The sequence below is a fragment of the Prevotella sp. HMSC073D09 genome (assembly GCF_001814145.1).
Taxonomy (GTDB): domain Bacteria; phylum Bacteroidota; class Bacteroidia; order Bacteroidales; family Bacteroidaceae; genus Prevotella; species Prevotella conceptionensis.
This window is the reverse complement of record NZ_KV815115.1, coordinates 16,574-36,448: the sequence shown is the minus strand read 5'-3', so window position 1 is coordinate 36,448 and position 19,875 is coordinate 16,574. Positions and strand designations below refer to the sequence as shown.

Genomic DNA, 19,875 nt, shown 5'->3' with positions numbered 1-19,875 from the left:
AGACTGTGTTTTAAAGGGTGGGAAACTTTAGTAAATAGCTTAACTGACCTTCTGGGGTTGACTGCCGAGGTATACAAATTAGTGGCAACGAAGGATGGTTATTGTGATGTGTATGAATGGGGAAATGATAAACCCGTGGGCAAAACATATCTAAAAAAAGGAGATACGTGGAAAATAGGGGAAACAACTAATTTCAGAACAAGAAAGAATGGTACCGAAATTCAAAATAGGTATACTAAGAAATGGCTGAACAAGAACAATTTAGAATATAGGCGTTTGCAGTATTCACCCAACAAATCGGCAAAAGTTTCATTCCAAAATTATGAGACAAGTCGTACAAAGAAATTTGAGAAACGATTTTGGAAAAAAACCTCAGGTAATAAATGTTTTCATTAATATTATGGATAGAGTAAAAATTACTTCCGATTCTCCAAACTTCCTGAAAGTTAGTGAGATTAGTAAAGAGCTTCGATTGTTTTCTTTTGTGATAGAAACAAAATACGCACAAATGGATTTTGACTTTGTCTTTTGTTTCAGAGCGTTGTATACGACACGGGGAATTCGGTCAAAAGTCCGGTTTGAGAAGGATTGCAATTATCTTGGTATGGATTTGATAATCTCCGAAGAAGAATTTTATCCTTATAAGAACAACGTTTCTATGCAACGGCGGATTATGGGTAAACATTTCTTCCCCTTTTTTGCAGAGAACATAAAGAAATACAGAAACAAGTTGCCCGTTCTCAAACCCATTGAAAAAGATTTGGTGGAGGACATGCGCCTATTTCTCATTGAAAACCTTTGGCTACCTGACGATAGTGGCAATTTTAAGTTGGCGGTTATAGAGAATGTTTCTTACGATCGTGCAATGGCCCTGTTTGGAAGGCCAAAACAAAAAAGGTTCACGGATACTGATAACGGTAAAATACAGGACATATTGTGGGAAGTGGATGAACGGACAAAGCTATCAGCCCAATACAGACTGATAGATAAAGTTTGGACGCTAGAATGCTATAACATTGAGTGATGGCAAGTCGCAGGGTGGAGGATGGGATATGTATGTGATTAATGCCCCGTGTGCGCACGTTCGACCCGACGGGGCGGCACGTGCATACGGCTAGCAGCCTCGGGGCGAGCGTGGACTACGGTCACGACGGACAAGGGAGGTTGCAAGAGATGTCGAGTGGGGAGTGGTCGGCCAAGTGGCTACGCGACAGTGTGGGGCTGGAGGCCGAGCGTCACCTTACGGGCGGCGTGCACGTCACCACCCGGCGCGACAGGTTCGGGCGCGAGACGTACAAGAGCGTCGGTGCGCGCAACGTGGAGCAGTTCCGCCGCCGCTACACGTGGAACATGGGCAACATTGCGGAAAGCATGTACGCTTACAGCCGCCAGAACGCGCGGTTGCGGGCATGCAACTTGCGGCAGACGGAAACGGCACCATGCCCATGCAGAAGTTGTTTGCCATTAAAAGGCCGTTCTCAATTTGTAGATAATGTTTTCTGCTTTTGCTTGCTCGTGTCGATAAAATGGCGTAACTTTGAAGGTGATTTTTAATTCGTCAGGAAACAAGAAAGACAAAATGGAAGACTTCGTTCACCTTCACGTACACACATATTATTCTATACTCGACGGCCAATCGAGCATACAACGCCTCGTGGATAAGGCCATTGCCAATGGCATGAGCGGTATGGCACTGACCGATCATGGCAACATGTTCGGCACGAAAGAGTTTTTTAACTACTGCAAAAAGGTTAACGGCAAACGCAAAGAAGAAGGCTTGCCCGAATTTAAGCCTATCATCGGCTGTGAGATGTATGTGGCGCGACACCGCAAAACAGACAAGGTGAAGGAGAATGGAGATATGAGCGGCTACCACCTGATTGTGCTGGCGAAGAATTATACAGGATATAAGAATCTGATAAAGCTGGTTTCGAGAGCGTGGGTAGACGGATATTACATGCGCCCCAGAACCGATCGCGAAGACTTGGAGACCTATCACGAGGGGCTGATTGTCTGTTCGGCGTGCATCGCCGGCGAAGTTCCGCGCAAAATTTTGAGGAACGACATCGAGGGTGCACGCGAGGCTGCGCAATGGTATCACCGCGTTTTTGGCGACGACTATTACTTGGAGTTGCAACGCCACGAGGTGAAGGACCCGCATATACGGGCCAACAGGGAGGCGTTTCCGCTGCAACAACGTGCCAATAAGGTGATGTTGGAAATGGCGGAAGAGATGGGCATCAAGGTGGTATGCACGAACGATGCCCACTTTGTGGACCAAGAAAACGCCGAGGCACACGACCACCTGCTGTGTCTTTCGACGGGTAAGGACCTAGACGACCCCTCGCGCATGCTCTACTCTAAGCAAGAGTGGTTTAAAACGCGCGAAGAGATGAATGAGGTGTTTGGCGATTTGCCCCAAGCCATGCGCAACACGGTGGAGATATTAAATAAGGTGGAAACCTATTCGATAGACCATTCGCCCATTATGCCTTTCTTTCCCATACCCGAAGACTTTGGGACGGAAGAGCAATGGCGGCAACGCATATCTGAAAAAGAGCTGTACGACGAGTTCACATCCGACGAAAACGGACAGAACCAGTTGCCACCCGAAGAGGGCGAGGCTAAGATTAAGAAACTGGGCGGATACGAAAAGCTGTATCGAATAAAGTTTGAGGCCGACTATCTGGCTAAACTGGCATACGATGGGGCAAAGAAACTGTATGGCGAACCGCTTACTGAGGAAGTGCGCGAGCGTGTGAACTTTGAGCTGCACATTATGAAGACAATGGGCTTTCCTGGCTACTTCCTCATCGTGCAAGACTTTATCAACACGGCACAGAACGAATTGGACGTGATGGTTGGCCCCGGACGTGGGTCGGCCGCAGGCTCTGTCGTGGCCTATTGTTTGGGCATAACGAAGATTGACCCCATCAAGTACGACTTGCTTTTCGAGCGTTTCCTTAACCCCGACCGTATATCGTTGCCCGATATTGATACCGACTTTGACGACGACGGACGCGGGCGCGTGCTGGAATGGGTGGAAGATAAGTACGGACACGACAAGGTGGCGCACATCATTACCTACGGAACGATGGCCACGAAAAACTCTATCAAGGATGTTGGACGTGTGGAAAAGGTTCCGCTGAAGATTGTGAACGACTTGTGTAAGCTTATTCCCGACAAACTGCCCGACGGCTTGAAGATGAGCGTTGCCAATGCCATTAAGGCCATTCCCGAATTGCGCGAGGCGGAGGCATCGGCAGATGAGGGGTTGCGTAACACCATGATGTATGCCAAGATGTTGGAGGGAACGGTGCGCGGAACGGGTATTCATGCCTGCGGAACAATTATCTGCCGCGACGCGATAAGCGATTGGGTGCCTGTTTCTACTGCCGAGGATAAGGCCGACCCGGGGCATAAGCTGCTTTGTACGCAATATGATGGGCACGTTATCGAAGAAACGGGGCTTATCAAGATGGACTTCTTGGGTCTGAAAACGCTTTCCATACTGAAAGAGGCTGTGGAAAACGTGCGACTCTCTACTGGTAAGACCATCAACTTGGAGGAAATACCCATCGACGATCCGCTTACTTACAAGCTATATTGTGAGGGAAGGACGATTGGGACTTTCCAATTTGAGTCGGCCGGCATGCAGAAATACTTGCGCGAGCTGCAACCCACGGTGTTTGAAGACCTCATTGCCATGAATGCGCTTTACCGCCCAGGGCCGATGGACTATATACCCGAATTCATTGCGCGTAAACGCGACCCGTCAAGGGTGAAGTATGATATTCCTTGCATGGAGAAGTATCTTAAAGATACGTATGGAATTACGGTGTACCAAGAGCAGGTGATGTTGTTGTCTAGACAACTGGCCAACTTTACGCGTGGACAGAGCGACACGCTGAGAAAGGCTATGGGTAAGAAACTTATTGCGCAGATGGATAAGTTGGAGACACTGTTCTACGAGGGCGGAATGAAAAACGGTCATCCCAAGGAAGTGCTCAACAAGATATGGGAAGACTGGAAGAAGTTTGCCTCGTACGCCTTTAATAAGAGTCATGCCACGTGCTATTCGTGGGTGGCTTTCCAAACGGCGTACTTCAAAGCGCATTATCCAGCCGAATATATGGCCGCCGTGATGAGTAGAAACCTTGCCAACATCTCGGAAATAACCAAGTTTATGGACGAATGTAAGGTGATGGGCATTAAGACGTTGGGGCCAGATGTGAACGAGTCGCGACTGAAATTCAGTGTGAATAAGCATGGCGAGATACGTTTCGGGCTTGCCGCCATCAAGGGAATGGGCGACGCAGCGGCTCAGGCCATCATTCAAGAACGTGAAAAGAATGGACCCTACACGTCGGTGTTTGACATGGTGCAACGCGTGAATCTGAGTTCGGTGAACAAGAAAGCCATTGAAAGTTTGGCACTAAGCGGTGGTTTTGACAGCTTGGGCATTGCGCGCGAAAGCTATTTGGGGACAGACAGCAAAGGGGCTACCTTTATAGATAGCCTTACTCGTTATGGTCAGCTTTTCCAAATGGAGCAACAGCAAATGCAAAACTCGCTCTTCGGCGCCAGCAATGCTGTGGAAGTGAGTACTCCGCCTGTTCCCCAAGCTGAGCGATGGAGCAGCATAGAACGCCTAAACAAGGAACGCGACTTGGTGGGGATTTATCTTTCGGCGCATCCGCTAGACGATTATAAGATTGTGTTGCAGTCTATGTGCAATACGGGATGCAACGAACTGGAAGACAGAATGGCCTTGGTACAGAAAGCCGAGGTTACATTGGCGGGAATGGTGACCAACACGCGCTCGGCTGTTACTAAAACGGGGAAACCTTGCGGCTTTGTAACCATCGAAGATTATTCGGGTTCGGGCGAGTTGGCCTTCTTCGGCGAAGAGTGGGGAAGATGGAATGGCATGTTCGAAGTGGGCAGAACGCTTTTCGTGAAGTGCCGCTTTACGCAGAAATATCCCACTAGTTCATTTGTTGACTTGCAGGTAGCGAACATCGAATACTTGCAAACCACGTTCGACAAACGGGTTGAACGGTTTACAATTCAGGTGGACAGCGCGCATGTCGACCAAACGGTTGTAAACGATATAGTGACGATGGTGAGCGATAGTCCCGGTCAAACGCAGCTTTATTTCGAGGTTTACGACAGCGAAAGCAACAATACCTTGCTGTTGAAGGCAAGCATTCCGCCCATAAGGGTGGGGCGAACGCTGGTTAATTACCTGGAAAGCGACCCGCACATGAACTATAAGGTGAACTGATTTGGCAGCATTTAGTGACATATTTACACGTGTGCGGACCCATGCGTTGGCCGAAAGCGGACAGGTGTTGCCATTTTTGTTACTATATATATAAGGTGTAAGACGTGGCGTTAGCAGCGTTTAAGGCGTTTGGAAAGAAGGCGAAAAGCCTGTGGCACGCATTTTGTGGCACAGTGTTTGCATTGAGTTAATTGGACAAAACAAACCCAATAGAGATTAATAACAAATAAATAAGGAATACATCATTATGGAAGTAAAAATCACATCAGAAAACTTCGAGAGTTATAAGAATGGCGAATTGCCATTGGTTGTTGACATTTGGGCTACATGGTGCGGCCCCTGCAAGATGGTTGGCCCCATCATCTCTGAGTTGGCTAACGACTACGACGGCAAGATTGTTGTAGGAAAGTGCGACGTAGAAGAGAACAACGAGGTTGCCGCAGAGTTCGGCGTACGTAGCGTTCCCACTATCCTGTTCTTCAAGGGCGGGCAGTTGGTAGACAAGTTCGTTGGTGCAACCAATAAGGAAACACTCGAAGCTAAGTTCCAAGCTTTGCTGTAATGTAACTCGGCCTTTAATGGTGAGAAAATGAAGTGCAAGACACCTGATGCGTGTCTTGCACTTTTTACTTTTGTTTTCGTGGTGAATGTGTGAGATTTCTCGTTCTTCTTGTATGGGTAAAGTCTTATCGGAGGTTTGTAAAGTCGTTGTTGACTCAAATTGATTCGTTGGGGAAAGGTAGGAAAACGTTCTTTTCTCGTTCCTCGAAAAGTGCGTTTTCTCGCCATGACAATGTTTGATCAAGCTCGACATGGTTCATTTGGCTTAACGAAAACGTTCTTTTCTCGTTCCTCGAAAAGTGCGTTTTCTCGCCATGACAATGTTTGATCAAGCTCGACGTTGTTCATTTGGCTTAACGAAAACGTTCTTTAATGGCGGTTTTTCGTCAATTTGTTTTACTTAAAAATTCCTTTTGGTTTTGTTTTGTCAGTTTGATACGTTGTTTGATGTTTAATGATAACGCTAGTGCTTGTTTTATGAGTAAAGTGCACATATCTTAAAGAGTATGTACTCCAATTAATATAGGCGTAAGAAAGATTATTTTACACTAAAAGTCTTGTGCTTTGTAAAATATTAACTATCTTTGTGGCGTGAAATAGTGTGCGAAATGTTTTAATCGCATCAATATGATAATGTAAGATCAACTCGCCCGCCATGCAAAACGCGAAGCAATAGAGAGTGATTGGCCATGCGAGACTAGGCGGCATCACCGCCAACAATGAGAAGAGAGTTTTAGGGAGAGAGGAAAGTGATAGCCATGAAAAGCAAACCACATCGAACAGGAACTCGAACTTAGTTTAATTTAAGCAGATATGACTCGTTGACGGCAAAAACCATAGCAGAAGTTCGGGGAAATATCATGATGACATAACTGAAAAAAAGTATCTATTATGAAAAAGTATTACATCTTTCGGAAGCTTAGAAGCTATCCGTTATTGCTAATCGTAGCCTTGTTTTTGGCTTGGCCTGGCGTGCCGTTGTCGGCACAAAACGCAACCATCAGCCCAGCATTGGGAAATCTAATAACAGCTTATACGCACAATCCACTTGAGGTGGGCTTCCAAGCAGGCTATGGATCGCTGTGGCAACACAAGCAGTTGCCCATCAACTACTCGTGTTCAGAAGAGGCCGTCATTTCGCCCGACGGCATGTTGGGAAACCATACTTGTAACTTTGTTTACTATAAAAACAAGCTAGTGCATTGTACAGGAGTTTCACCCAACTATTCGGCCATTGCACTACCCAAAGGTTATAAGATTACGGGTTATAAGATTGTTATCAGGGATAACCTCAAGATGCCCAACGATAGGAAGATTCTTGACGATGTGTTCCCTGCTACCCTACGCTTTGGGCGCGACATCGACTGGATATTCGGAGAGGTGGATAGGGCAGAAATAAAACAGGGACAAACCATGGAGATACCAACCTATCGTTCGGGAGAGAAGGTAATTATCCACAAGAACCAGCCTGGGAAGACATACACCATACAAAGGCAAGCACCCGACATGGGGAACATTATTTACTTCTGTTTCACAGGCAATATGTCTAATGGACACTTGGCCGCATTTACCTACGAAAGTATTGAACTAACTTTCACGGCTCACGATGCTTTTGAATATAAGCTGGAACAGACCTTGGAGAATGAAACCAAAGTCAGCTTGGCGGACAACGACTTCGAACTGGGCAAGACCGATGTGGGGAAATTGGAGAAACACACCAAGGCCGGAAAATCGTTTTATAGTTACGACCAATACAAGGGCCGTTCTATGACTGCCAGTGTGAAACTCTATCAGGAGGATGCTCACGACGGAAAAACGTGGAAGGCTGAGAGGGGACACAAAACCATTCGGCAAGTGATTAGTGGCGGAAAGAAGTGGTATGCCTTGGATAACGCCACGTATTATGTGGAAGCTCCCACAAAGGCCAGTGTGTTCTCTGAAAAGGGAGAAAGCCAGATAGACGTCGGCTACCGCATTGTAGGCGTGAAAGTGACTTGTAAACAAGGGCAGTTCAAATCTCCCGGATTTACTCTCACGACCAGGTTTGTCGGTCACGACTATTATTTGGATGAGAATTGTGACTGGCAAATGGGTAGGAAGGTGATTTGGCATCGGACGATGAACGACGAGCTCTATACTATAAAGAATGGAAAACCCCTTTACATGTTTTGTGAACAAGATGCAGCTGCCAGCGACAAGTCTATCACAATGACAACTGACAACAAGCATGTGAGATTCCTCTGGGAAAATGGGAAACCTTATTTTTGGGATCGGCATAAACAAAAATGTTTCTTAAGGGGAACGTTACATAAGAAGGCTTTATTTAGTAATTATGCTTTTCATGGCGGTTATGCCTTTCCAAAACAGGGAGAACTGGACGACTATAACACCTCCACAGGTTACAAACTTACCGTGTACGGCCCAACGGGTGAGCTGTCTGACCCACTTACACAAACAAAAACGATTACGATGGGCTCTTCGGATGAAACCATCAAGATTGGTAAGTTTAATAATGATGCCGTGAAGATAAAGGTAGAACCCCTAACTCCTAGCGGTTCTACAACGGCGTTGGTTAACATATCCGTCTTTATGGAGAACCTTAACCCGTACATATCCTCAGTAGATGTGGTGTGTCATGGTAAAGACAACACGGAACAGGTGCGCACATTCGAGGCAACCAACTTCGAATTGGGAGGCGAAAAATTCGTTTACAGAGTTCCCATAGGATTCTCAGACAAGACAAAGTTGCAGTTCACGTTCCGCAATCTGAAGTCGAACTTTGCCGATGAAACCTACCTTAACAACCCCGGTACGCACAACTCGCGATATAGTTTCGTGGCGTCAGAGTATTATGATGCGGTGGGCGACGACCTATATGGACACAAGGACATCGTGGCCAACTACGATTACGAAAAGAAAGTGAAAGTAGCTTTGGCAGGAAATATTGCTTTCCCCTTTAACAATGCGGCCGACTTGGCCAACACTTCGGTTGGAAAGCAATCTAATTATTTCACTCAACGGCAATTCACCATGGCTGCCTATAAGAAGATGACGGGCGAAGTGGTGACGGAGATTGCTGGACAGAAGCATAGCCATTTTGAGAAAGGTAAGTTTGTAAAAGAGAATGCACAGTTGCAAGACAACGAAACAAAAACCATGTATCTCTACACCACCGACGAAACGCGCTACAACATTGCACCTACAACCAAGGAGCAACACAGGGCTTTCGCTTATTATCATACGATAATCAAGCTGAAAATAGCCAACTATAAGGCAAAGGTGAAGTGGCATTCCATTTACGATAAACCGATGTACTACAAGGATGCGGCCAACAATCACTATCTGTCTACACCGATGGTGGGTGCTGAAATCCAAACCACTGAGTCGGGATTTGAGGGCAACAAGCACCAGGTGGGCGCAACCAGTAAGTATGGCTACCTAACGCTCAAGCAGATAATTGACGTGATGAAGGAGTCGATTGCTAAGGGAACAGACCCCAATGTGCCAAAGAGCCTTAACGACGTGTTGTACGTAGACAATTCCAACCTGTTTGACATCATTCGGGAGAACAGTACGCAGAAGTTGAAGCCGATGATGGAAGACCTGCGCAGCAAGTTGTCTAAGAACGCGCTGATATTCTTACCTTACAGGGCTGCAAGCCTGGCGAACATTGAAAATGTTGCCATACAACGCACGGATGGTAAGGGGTTTGATGGGCATTCCAACGTAACACTCACCGATAAGATGCCGTTCTTCACGCCATACAGCGTGCAATTGAAGTCTGATGCCTACGTCACTTACACACGCGACGTCACCGTGCAGGGTAAGGGGCGCGTGAAATACGCCACGGTGGTACTGCCCTACGCCCTGTCGTTAGACGGAAGTGCCATGCACAGCAATGCTGTTGGCCCGCAATCGAAGTTCTACCTGGCCAAGATGAAGTCCAATGCGCTGGCATTTAAGTCAGACAAGAAACATGAAGGGGCCGACTACGATGTTGTGGCTAAGTTCGATTACCTTACGGGTGTGCCTAAGAGCGAAGCCAACGTGCCTTACATCGTAATGGTGGCCGAGGGCTATGGCAACGGCAACGTTTCGTTCGTGGCTACCGAGAAAGGAGCACTGATAGAGAAAACGCCTACCACGCAAACGGGTGTAGTGGGAAGTTACGAAGTTCAAAGCAAGCTAGACAACTCGCCGGTGAAGTTCAAGAGCTATTATACCTACTCTGGACGTGTGCTGAACAAGGCAGGAAACGATATGGTGTTCTACTTCTCGCTCGACAGATTTGTGGCATTCAAGAACCTCAAAAAGTCGCAACTGTTCCTCTTCCCCTTCCGTACGTTCTTCCATTTTGAGAACCAAGGACTACACTTGGCTAAGTTGCTCAACTCGTTCGAGATTAGTTTCGATGGGGAAGAAGAGGCTACGTCAACAGGCATTGACGACGTTCAGGAAGAGGTGGTGCTCAAAGTATCGGTTTCTACCGGTCAGATTACCGCCGAAGCAACAAAGAATGTTCCATTAACTATATATACGGTGTCTGGTCAGTGTGCTGCACGTGCCATGATAAAGGCTGGCGAAACGCGCACGTTCTATCTCTCGCCAGGCGTATATCTGGTGAACGGAAAGAAGATGATTGTTAACTAAAACACGAAAGATGATGAAAAGGAAGAAGTATATAACGCCACACATCGTGGCGGAGCAACTCTTACCAGAAGTCCACTTGGCCGCAGGCTCATTCCAATCAGACGAACCTGGCGCCAAGCCAGGAGACATGTTTGAGGAAGATTTTGAGGAGAACGAGGATTTTGACAACGAGAGTTATCACATCTAAACACAAGATGGCGAGCTTATGGCAGGTGCTGTAAGCTCGCCTTCATTTATATTTATCCCCAATCGGTCGCCTATCAAATTTTATAGGCTGTTTCCATCATAGCCTGTTCTTCTTTTGTTTGCTTGTCGGCATCTTGCCTGTCTTATTTCCCCCATGTAGTCTGCCACGTCTTCAAGAATAATACAGGCAATATGCTCAACAATACACAAAATCTACACAGGCTCAACGCCCGGTTTGGGATAAAGCGATTTCTCTGGCACAGGTTGGGAGAAAATAGCTTTACCAGACAGCAATACATGGGGGTAAATATGGTGTGCGTTTACATAAAAAGCGGGATGGTTCTCATAACCATCCCGCTTTCTCGATGTATGCTCATGCGTGCAAATCAGTGATTGCACGTAGGGTTCCACGGTTTAAGCTGGGTGAAGAAATCGTTGCCCTTATCGTCTACGAGGATGAAGGCAGGGAAGTTTTCTACCCTAATTTTCCACACGGCTTCCATGCCAATCTCTGGGAATTCCACGCACTCGATGCTCTTGATCGAGTTTAACGACAGCACCGCAGCAGGGCCGCCGATACTTCCCAGATAGAAACCGCCATGCTTTTTGCAAGCGTCAGTAACAACTTGGGTGCGGTTTCCCTTGGCAATCATAATCATTGAGCCGCCGTGGTCTTGGAATTCGTCTACGTAGGGGTCCATACGGTTGGCCGTGGTTGGACCCATTGAGCCGCATGGCAGACCTTTTGGCGTTTTCGCAGGACCGGCATAGAGCACGGGATAATCCTTAAGATATTGTGGCAGGTCGCCCGTTTCGTCTAGTCGTGCTTTAAGTTTGGCGTGCGCGATGTCGCGTGCCACGATGATAGTACCGTTCAGGCTGAGGCGCGTAGATACGGGATACTTGCTCAACTCTTTGAGAACCTCGGTCATGGGCCTGTCTAGGTCTATCTTCACGGCATTTCCTTCGCCTGCATGGCGCATCTCTTCGGGTATTAATTCGCCGGGATTATCGTCCAATTTCTCAATCCAAATGCCGTCCTTATTTATCTTAGCCTTGATGTTTCGGTCGGCCGAGCAGCTCACGCCCATGCCAACAGGACACGATGCACCATGCCTTGGCAAGCGCACCACGCGTATATCGTGGGCAAAATACTTGCCGCCGAATTGTGCACCAAGCCCAATTTTGTAGGCTTCTTCTAGCAATTGTTTCTCCAATTCCACATCGCGGAAGGCGCGCCCCGTCTCGTCGCCCGTAGTGGGTAGCGAGTCGTAGAAGTGCGTTGAGGCCAACTTCACGGTGAGCAGGTTCTTTTCGGCACTCGTTCCGCCGATAACGAAGGCGATGTGATATGGCGGACAAGCTGCCGTTCCAAGGCTTTTCATCTTGTCGATGAGGAAAGGCACCAGCGTTCCTGGGTTTTGTAGCAAGGCCTTTGTTTGCTGATAAAAGTAAGTTTTGTTGGCCGACCCACCGCCTTTCACCACGCAAAGGAAACGATATTCTTTGCCTTCGGTGGCCTCAATGTCTATTTGTGCAGGTAGGTTGCAGCGTGTGTTCACCTCATCGTACATGTTGAGGGGTGCGTTTTGCGAGTAGCGCAGGTTCTCTTCCGTGTAAGTTTTGTACACGCCCTTAGAGAGTGCCTCCTCATCGCAGAAACCTGTCCACACGTGTTGTCCCTTTTCGCCGTGAATGATGGCCGTTCCTGTGTCTTGGCAGAAAGGCAATTTGCCCTTTGCCGCCACTTCTGCATTGCGAAGAAAGGTCAGCGCCACGTACTTGTCGTTGTCGCTGGCTTCGGGGTCTGTAAGTATTTTTGCAACTTGTTCGTTGTGTTCGCGCCTTAAAAGGAAGTTAACATCGCGGAAAGCGGTGTTGGCGAGCATCGTCAGTGCCTCGGGAGACACTTTCAAAATCTCGTTTCCTTCAAATTCGCTAACCGATACGCCGTCCTTAGTGAGCAGGTAATACTCTGTTTCGTCTTTGCCTAACTGAAACATGGGAGCGTACTTAAATTCGGGTGTTTGTGCCATAATGTTTGTATTTATATTTAATAAGGAGCTAAGGAATTAAGAAGTTAAGGAGTTAAGGCATGTTCTAAAAAGTCCCTGCAAAGGTTCAATTGTTGTTCCTTGTATTGCTCTTCACTGTCTTTTTGCTTTTATCCTGGGATCTTTCGCTTACTCTTTCAGTTGCATAGTTCACTGTGCTCCTTCAAGAAGTAAGCAAAACCTGCTCAGCTAAAAAGTTAGAAATACAGCAAAGGTAATTTTTAGAACCGGCCTTAAACCAATGGCTTTGGGGGCTCTAAGTTCACGGGTTTGTAAGCTCATGAGCCTTTGGCAGCATAAGTATGTAAGTTCATTGCGCATGCGAGGAATGAATGAACAGCCCCACAAACTTATGAACTCACATACTCAGCACCTCCCAACCTCACTACTTAATATCCAAAAATCTCTTGGGTTGTTAGCTTTTTAATCTTGCCAATCTTCTCCAGTCCCTTCATGTCGAGGTTCTTCTCGTCACCAAGGATGAGATAACGCAGGGGCTTTTTGGCCATTGTCTGCTTTTCAAATTCAACCATCTCTTTGAGCGTAATCTTGGGCAGCGCATTGTAAATGCGTTCTTTGATGTCGAAGTCTAGTCCTAGGCGGCGTGCTTGCAGATAAGCGTTGATGATGCCAAACTTCGTTGTACGTTCGGTGGCGATGCGCTTCATCGAAGCCTGTTTGGCCAGTTCGAAGGCCTTATCGCTTTGCGGCATCTCGTCGATGATGCTGTTAAAGGCGCGCACGCAGTCCATCATTTTGTCGTTCTGACTGATGATATTGGCTTGTAGCGACTCCGTTTCGCCCACTCTCGAAGGTGTGTTATAGCGTGCGGAGGCACTGTATGCCAATCCGCGAGTTTCCCTTAGCTCTTGGAAAACGATGCTGTTCATACCTGTTCCAAAGTATTCGTTAAACAGGTACACCATCGGACGCTGTTCTAAGTTCCAGCCTTTTCCGCTGTTGTTGTACAGCATCATGTAGATGTTTTTGGCCTCGTAGGGTGCAATCCATACCGCGTTTTCTTTGGTTTGCACCTTGGTGTAGGCCTTGTTTTGTGGTACGTTGGCCAGTGTCTTGCCGATGGCGTGATTTTCGTCAACTGCTTTTACCAATTCTTCGGGGGTAGATTGTCCGCAATAAAGTACCTCGTGCTTGTAGTTCCGCAGGCCTTTAAGCAGGTTGAGCAGGCTTTGCGGGTTAGTTTTGTCTAGCTCGGCGTTGGTCATCACGTTACGAACGGTGTTGTATGGGCCATACATGCCGTAAGCCGCGAGGGCCATGAAGTTGGACACTTGGTTGCTTCGGCTGTCTTTGCGTCCCTTCTTTACCAGTTCCACAAGTTGCTTGTAGGCAGCATTGTCTACCTTGGCGTTGGCCAATAGGTGTTCAACCAGCCACAAAGCCTTGGGCATGTTCTCGTTAAGGCCGGTGATGGTGATGTTCAAATTGTCGGCTCCTGCTGATATGCTGTAATCGCAAGCCAGTTGATAGAAACGTTGTTTCACCTGTTCGGGCGTCAATTTGTTGGTGCCAAGATAGTCCAGATACTCGGTTGCGATGTCCAAACGCTTGTCGGCTTCCTTTCCAAAGTCGTAGTGGAAGGCCAAAGTAAACAGTCCGTTGTCCTTGTTTGGCACGTAAAGCACGGGCAAGCCTTTCTTCGTCTTCGTCTTTACTAGGTCTTTGTTAAAGTCTACAAAGCGCGGTTCGATGGGCGTAGTCTTGCTGGCGATGATTTCTTTCACGAAGTCGCTTTGCAAATCGCGGTTCGAAGGGATGGGCGTTATCTGTGGTTTGTCTATTTTCTTTTGTGTGGTGTCTTCGCCTTGTCGCTTGTAAACCACCGCGTAGTTGTTGTTGAGGTGCTTATTGGCAAAGGCCACAATCTGTGCCTTGGTCATCTTCGATATGCGGTCGAGCCTTCCAACCACGGTCTGCCAGTCTTTGCCGTTGATAAAGGCGTCTACAAATTGGTCGGCTCGGTCTTTGTTCTTTTCTAGCGCGTGATAGTACTCCAACTTCATGTTGTTGATAACGGCGGGCAAGAGGTTGTCGGAGAAGTTACCTTTCTTTAAGTTCTCTACTTCTCCCAAAACAAGTTTTTTCACGTCGTCAAGGCTCTGTCCTTCTTTGGGCGATGCCCATAATCCCAGCAAACCATATTCGGCTAGCTGAAAAGATATGCTGCCGCCGCCAAGGTATTTCATCTTTTGGGCCAGGTTAATGTCCATCAGTCCGGCCTTTTCGTTGCTCAGGATGTTGGCAATCACGTCCAAAGTGTCGCCTTGTAGCGACTTTCCGCCGTCAAATCGCCATGCCATCATCAGCTCGTCGGCCTCCGGACCCATAACGGTGGTGTCTTTCGGAGCCGTAAGTGGCTTTTGTTTGGGGAACTGTGGGAAGGAAAGGTTATCGCTTTTCTTCCACGAGCCGAAGTATTTGTCGATGGTGGCGATAACCTTATCGGGGTCCATGTCGCCCGCCATGCAGATGGCAACGTTGTTGGGAACGTAGTAGCGGTTGAAGTAATTCTTGATATTTACAATCGAAGGATTCTTCAAATGCTCTTGTGTACCGATGGTGGTCTGGGTTCCGTAGGGGTGTGTAGGTGTCAACAACTTCGAAATGGCTTGCCAAACTTTGTTGCCATCGCGTGTAAGTCCGATGTTATATTCCTCGTAAACGGCCTCCAACTCGGTGTGGAAACCGCGTATAACCATGTTTTGGAAACGGTCGGCCTGTATCTTTGCCCAGTTGTCCACTTCGTTAGCGGGGATGTCTTCCGTGTAACACGTAACATCGTTGCTGGTGTATGCGTTGGTTTTTTCGGCTCCGATAGACGACATCAGCTTGTCGTACTCGTTGGGGATGAAGTATTTGGCAGCCAATTGCGACACGCTGTCTATGCCGTGGTAGGCCTTTTTGCGCTGTTCGGGGTCGGTAAGTGTGCGGTATTTCTCGTACCTTTTTTCGATGTCTTTCAGCAAGGGCGCCTCCTTTTCGGCATCGGTTGTGCCGAATTGTTTCGTTCCCTTAAACATCAGGTGTTCCAGATAGTGTGCCAAGCCCGTAGTTTCGGCGGGGTCGTTTCTGCTTCCCGTCTTTACTGCTACGTAGGTGTGAATGCGTGGTGTCTCTTTATTTACCGAGAGATACACGCGCAGCCCGTTGTCCAGGGTGTAGATGCGCGTCCCCGTTGGGTCGCCCTTCACCGTTTGGTACTTGTAATCTTTTGCTTGCATGGCTGTTGCCGCTCCTGTGAGGAGCAAGGCAACCAAAATCGATTTAATGCTCATACGATAAGATTTGTTTTGTTGATATTATTCGGTTTCCTTATTTAGCTGTTCCACAAATCCGCGATATACATCCTCTTCCACGTCGCCCAACTTGTACTCCTTCAAGGCATCTTCCCTTATTGTGGCAATCCATTGCCGCTTGGCCTCGCACCCTTGGTCGATGATGTCTTGCCAATCGGCGTGCCTAGGCTGTGCGATGCCGTAGTATTCGTTTATCAGACGATAGGCGAAGGCCCATTCGTATTGCTCGTAACGCTCGCCAATCTCGCCGAAACGTTCGGTTACTCGTTGTATGTCGGTTATCTCGCGGTTCTTTATTTCTTCAATTAGTCTAAGCTCTTCGCTTTCTGGCAGCAGCAGACCCGACAGGTCGCTCCACTGCTTCCAGCCAGTGGTTGATGCGGGTTCGGTTGGTCCATACTTCCTCACACAGCGCGCCAAAAACATCTTGATGGCCATGTCGTAGTTGCGCAAACCGATGTTTAGCGAGTTGTTGGTAATCACGTATCCCCTGAAATTGTATTCAGCTACGTTCTCGCCTTGTGCCTCGCGTAGCTTTTCTAGTATCTGTTTGCCTTGCAACATCTCGTTAACGGTGAACGGACTAAGCCAAGTAAAGTTCACAATGCTTTTTTGTCCGCTGCGTGGACGTATGTCGCGCTTGGGCCATTTGCGCACATCGCGATACAAACCCACGGTGTTTAGGTTGCGCCCCGGCACAAGATACATGATGTCGCCATAGGCAATGAGGTACGAAAAGGGGATGTTGCGCGTGTCGGGATGGTGCATTAGCTTGCCAAAACACACCGAGAAAGCCCCGATGTTGGCGGGCATTAGGATGTAAGCACCGCTTGCCGTCTTCGTTCCACGCTCCAAAATGCCGTAGTGCATAGGCCCCATCTTGTAGGCATGATTACTGAAATTGGTGGCCGAACCTGCGTTATAAAATGAGAACATGGCCCCAATGAGCAGCGAACTTTTATGATGGCTGGCCGTGAACGGACCGCAAAAGGCGGCGCAGGCCTCGCCGTTGCTCATGTAGCTGTTGGCAAAAAACACGCTGGCCGATGCCGTAAAGCCATTGGTTAGCTGGCAAGCCTCGCCCACATAGCAGTCTTGCAGGTTGCAATCGTTGGTTATCGAAGAGCCGTCGGCCACGATAGAGTTCTCGCAAATAACGCCGCTGCCCACATATACGCCCGAACCTGCCGCACTAAGCAGCGAGCAATCGAATAGTCTTGCCGCGCCGTTCACCTCGCAATTGTCTTGTACGATGGTGTTCACCACCTCGCGCGTGTTCACTATTTTCACGCCAAAGCCAATCGTCCCGCGGTCGGGTAGGGTGCGTTCAAGCTCTTCGGCAATCATTTGCCTTATCCTTTCGCGCAGTTCTTTGTCGGCATTGTGTTTCACCATGAATGCGGCCAGCTGGCTATTCAGCCCATCGAAAAGCGTAACATTGCCTTCGCCCACCTCGTTAAGCACCGATATGAGGTTTCCCTCGCCATACGTTGCGCCCTCCATTGTTTCCATCGTGCTAACGTTAGAGATGTAGCATTCTTCGCCGATGGTATAGTTGTTGATGTAGTTACCGATGTTCTCCACCAGGCTGTTATCGCCGATGCACACGTTGCGGAGCGTGGCATTGCGCAAGCCCGAATGTTTAAGGAACCCCCTACTAACCTCGATGTTCTTCTCGAACACGCCCAGTTTGATGTCGCCATAAAAGGTAACGTCGTGCACGTAGGTGGGTTTGAAGTCTTCGGCCACCATAATTGCCTCCCAGTTCTCGGCCTGACAGCCGTGGTCTTCTAGCAGGGTTATTTCCTCATCGGTAAGTAATCGGTATATCATTCCATTTCGTATAAAAAGTCGTTATAGGGATATTTCTGCACGTGCAGTTCGCGAACTTTGGCGTATAGCCTGTCTCTCAGTTCGTCGACATTGGTTTTTTCGCGTGCCGAAATAAATATGCAGTTGTCGTTTAGCCGTGCCATCCACGTTCGTTTCAGGTCGTCGAGGGTCATATTTTCCTTTGTTGCGGGTGTAAGGTCGTCCTCATCTTTCTTCACGAAGGTGTAGTTGTCTATCTTGTTAAACACAATCATGCTGGGTTTGTCGGCGCAGTCCAGTTCGGTTAGTGTCTTTTCCACCACTGCAAGCTGCTCCTCAAAGTCGGGATGCGATATGTCTACCACGTGCACAAGCAAGTCGGCCTCGCGCACTTCGTCTAGTGTCGACTTGAACGAGTCAACCAAATCGGTGGGCAACTTGCGTATAAAGCCCACGGTATCGGCCAAGAGAAAGGGCAGATTTTCAACCACCACCTTCCTTACTGTCGTGTCGAGCGTGGCGAAAAGCTTGTTTTCGGCAAACACTTCGCTCTTTGCAAGCAGGTTCATGATGGTGCTTTTGCCCACGTTGGTATAGCCCACCAGTGCCACGCGCACCATCCTACCGCGGTTTTTGCGTTGTGTAGTCTTTTGTTTGTCAATCTCGGCCAATCGTTCTTTCAGCAAAGCCATGCGCGAGAGGATAATTCGGCGGTCCATTTCGAGCTGCGTTTCACCTGGTCCACGCAGTCCCACCGAGCCTTTTCCGCCGCCACTACCCGAACCGCCGCCTTGTCTTTCAAGGTGAGTCCACAGTCGTTGCAGCCTTGGCAGCATGTATCTGTATTGCGCCAGCTCCACTTGCGTTTTGGCATTTGCCGTTTGCGCGCGCATGGCGAAGATGTCGAGGATGAGCGAAGTGCGGTCCAATATCTTCACGTTCAGTTCTTTTTCGATGTTGCGCATTTGTTTAGCCGACAACTCATCGTCGAAAATAACCATTCCCACTTCGCGTTCGGCCTCTTCTTCGGCCAGTATATATTGTTTTATCTCTTCGAGTTTGCCTTTGCCCACGTATGTAACCATACTAGGCGCATTAAGCCTTTGGGTGAAACGTTTCACCGTAACGGCGCCTGCCGTGTCGGCCAAAAACTCCAATTCGTCGAGATATTCTTTGGTCTTGGCCTCGTTTTGCTGTTGTGTTATCAGCCCCACCAGCACGGCGGTTTCGGCTTTAACCTCGGATATTACAAATTCTTTCATTTTAGGTGTCTTGTTGCATCTAGTCTATATTAAGTGCAAATATAATGCAAAAACCTAAAACTACAAAGCCTTGCATCGTGTTTTTCTTTCCAATGCGCGTGTGGGCGGCTTTACCATTTGATAGCTTTGCGTGTTCTTTCGGTTACAAGTTGGTAGCTACTAGGTTAACTCGCCTCCGCGGAAACTTGCCAATTGCCCATTTTGTAAACTTACTTGTCGCGGCTACTGACATAAAAAGTCTCCTCAACAATTCTACTTTCGTGGCATTGTTTGTTATTCTCAACCGTGAAGATGTCTTGACTTTTAATATTCTTATAAATGGAGAGGGGTTTATGCCCTTTGTGCTGTAAAACCACGATAAACACTCCGCCCATGTGCGGGGTAGGCACAAAGATACGATAAAATCTGAAATCCTGCCCCCTTTTGCTTGTGGCAAGTCGTGGTTATGTTTCAAAAAAACAACTTGGCAGAAAGCATTCAATGCACCATCTACAAGTTGAAAACTGGCCGTTAATGGCGGCTTTACTTCTGCGTTTCCATAGTGCTGTGTCCGTTGGCCGTGGGCAGCATGCCCGCCAACTGCTCGCGCTGTCGATAGTAAGTGTATGTGGTTTCTGTGCCGTTGCTCACGTGTTGGTATGCGGCATAAGCACTTTTGTCCAGTTTTTAGTAAGAAATTTAACCTCATAAGTGCCCTTTTTATCCACCAAGTGCTCACCTTGTCGCAAAAAATCGATTCTCGCGAA

General features: G+C 47.9%; 11 protein-coding genes. 7 read left to right on the top strand and 4 right to left on the bottom strand.

Features of this window, described 5'->3' with window-relative positions:
* From HMPREF2955_RS10215 to HMPREF2955_RS16290, 7 genes are all read left to right on the top strand, one after another.
* Positions 1-396, top strand: a 396-nt coding sequence (locus HMPREF2955_RS10215; protein WP_210401307.1) for a hypothetical protein, incomplete at its 5' end; no start/stop codon positions are given.
* A 4-nt stretch (positions 397-400) separates the two neighbouring features.
* The gene (locus tag HMPREF2955_RS10210) at positions 401-1,024 is read left to right on the top strand and encodes a hypothetical protein (RefSeq protein ID WP_070723277.1); all 624 of its coding nucleotides are present in this window, start codon (positions 401-403) and stop codon (positions 1,022-1,024) included.
* Between the two features lie 41 nt (positions 1,025-1,065).
* The gene (locus tag HMPREF2955_RS16890) at positions 1,066-1,554 is read left to right on the top strand and encodes a hypothetical protein (protein ID WP_070723274.1); all 489 of its coding nucleotides are present in this window, start codon (positions 1,066-1,068) and stop codon (positions 1,552-1,554) included.
* 25 nt (positions 1,555-1,579) lie between these two features.
* On the top strand, positions 1,580-5,287 hold the full coding sequence (gene dnaE, locus HMPREF2955_RS10200) for a DNA polymerase III subunit alpha (RefSeq protein WP_070723278.1): 3,708 nt from the start codon (positions 1,580-1,582) through the stop codon (positions 5,285-5,287).
* A 247-nt stretch (positions 5,288-5,534) separates the two neighbouring features.
* Positions 5,535-5,849, top strand: coding sequence for a thioredoxin (gene trxA / locus HMPREF2955_RS10195; RefSeq protein WP_019187323.1), 315 nt, complete (start codon positions 5,535-5,537; stop codon positions 5,847-5,849).
* An 890-nt stretch (positions 5,850-6,739) separates the two neighbouring features.
* The gene (locus tag HMPREF2955_RS10190; RefSeq protein ID WP_070723272.1) at positions 6,740-10,498 is read left to right on the top strand and encodes a hypothetical protein; all 3,759 of its coding nucleotides are present in this window, start codon (positions 6,740-6,742) and stop codon (positions 10,496-10,498) included.
* Between the two features lie 10 nt (positions 10,499-10,508).
* On the top strand, positions 10,509-10,685 hold the full coding sequence (locus HMPREF2955_RS16290) for a hypothetical protein (RefSeq protein WP_168166886.1): 177 nt from the start codon (positions 10,509-10,511) through the stop codon (positions 10,683-10,685).
* A gap of 385 nt (positions 10,686-11,070) precedes the next feature.
* Here HMPREF2955_RS16290 and HMPREF2955_RS10185 read toward each other — a convergent pair whose 3' ends face one another.
* From HMPREF2955_RS10185 to hflX, 4 genes are all read right to left on the bottom strand, one after another.
* Positions 11,071-12,720 (bottom strand): fumarate hydratase, encoded by a 1,650-nt coding sequence (locus HMPREF2955_RS10185; protein WP_070723270.1) that lies wholly within the window; start codon positions 12,718-12,720, stop codon positions 11,071-11,073.
* A gap of 407 nt (positions 12,721-13,127) precedes the next feature.
* Positions 13,128-16,034, bottom strand: a complete 2,907-nt coding sequence (locus tag HMPREF2955_RS10180) for a M16 family metallopeptidase (protein ID WP_070723267.1) — start codon at positions 16,032-16,034, stop codon at positions 13,128-13,130.
* Positions 16,035-16,058: 24 nt separating this feature from the next.
* A complete protein-coding gene (locus HMPREF2955_RS10175; RefSeq protein WP_070723262.1) occupies positions 16,059-17,888 on the bottom strand; it encodes a DUF4954 family protein in 1,830 nt (609 codons plus the stop codon).
* A complete protein-coding gene (gene hflX / locus HMPREF2955_RS10170) occupies positions 17,885-19,129 on the bottom strand; it encodes a GTPase HflX (protein ID WP_070723260.1) in 1,245 nt (414 codons plus the stop codon). Before hflX ends, HMPREF2955_RS10175 begins: the two co-directional genes overlap by 4 nt.
* Positions 19,130-19,875: the final 746 nt, after the last annotated feature.

Bases quoted from the DNA above. Each gene is read 5' to 3' on its own strand.
- HMPREF2955_RS10210 (WP_070723277.1), top strand. From the start codon at position 401: ATGGATAGAGTAAAAATTACTTCCGATTCTCCAAACTTCCTGAAAGTT.
- HMPREF2955_RS16890 (WP_070723274.1), top strand. From the start codon at position 1,066: ATGCCCCGTGTGCGCACGTTCGACCCGACGGGGCGGCACGTGCATACG.
- dnaE (WP_070723278.1), top strand. From the start codon at position 1,580: ATGGAAGACTTCGTTCACCTTCACGTACACACATATTATTCTATACTC.
- trxA (WP_019187323.1), top strand. From the start codon at position 5,535: ATGGAAGTAAAAATCACATCAGAAAACTTCGAGAGTTATAAGAATGGC.
- HMPREF2955_RS10190 (WP_070723272.1), top strand. From the start codon at position 6,740: ATGAAAAAGTATTACATCTTTCGGAAGCTTAGAAGCTATCCGTTATTG.
- HMPREF2955_RS16290 (WP_168166886.1), top strand. From the start codon at position 10,509: ATGATGAAAAGGAAGAAGTATATAACGCCACACATCGTGGCGGAGCAA.
- HMPREF2955_RS10185 (WP_070723270.1), bottom strand. From the start codon at position 12,720: ATGGCACAAACACCCGAATTTAAGTACGCTCCCATGTTTCAGTTAGGC.
- HMPREF2955_RS10180 (WP_070723267.1), bottom strand. From the start codon at position 16,034: ATGAGCATTAAATCGATTTTGGTTGCCTTGCTCCTCACAGGAGCGGCA.
- HMPREF2955_RS10175 (WP_070723262.1), bottom strand. From the start codon at position 17,888: ATGATATACCGATTACTTACCGATGAGGAAATAACCCTGCTAGAAGAC.
- hflX (WP_070723260.1), bottom strand. From the start codon at position 19,129: ATGAAAGAATTTGTAATATCCGAGGTTAAAGCCGAAACCGCCGTGCTG.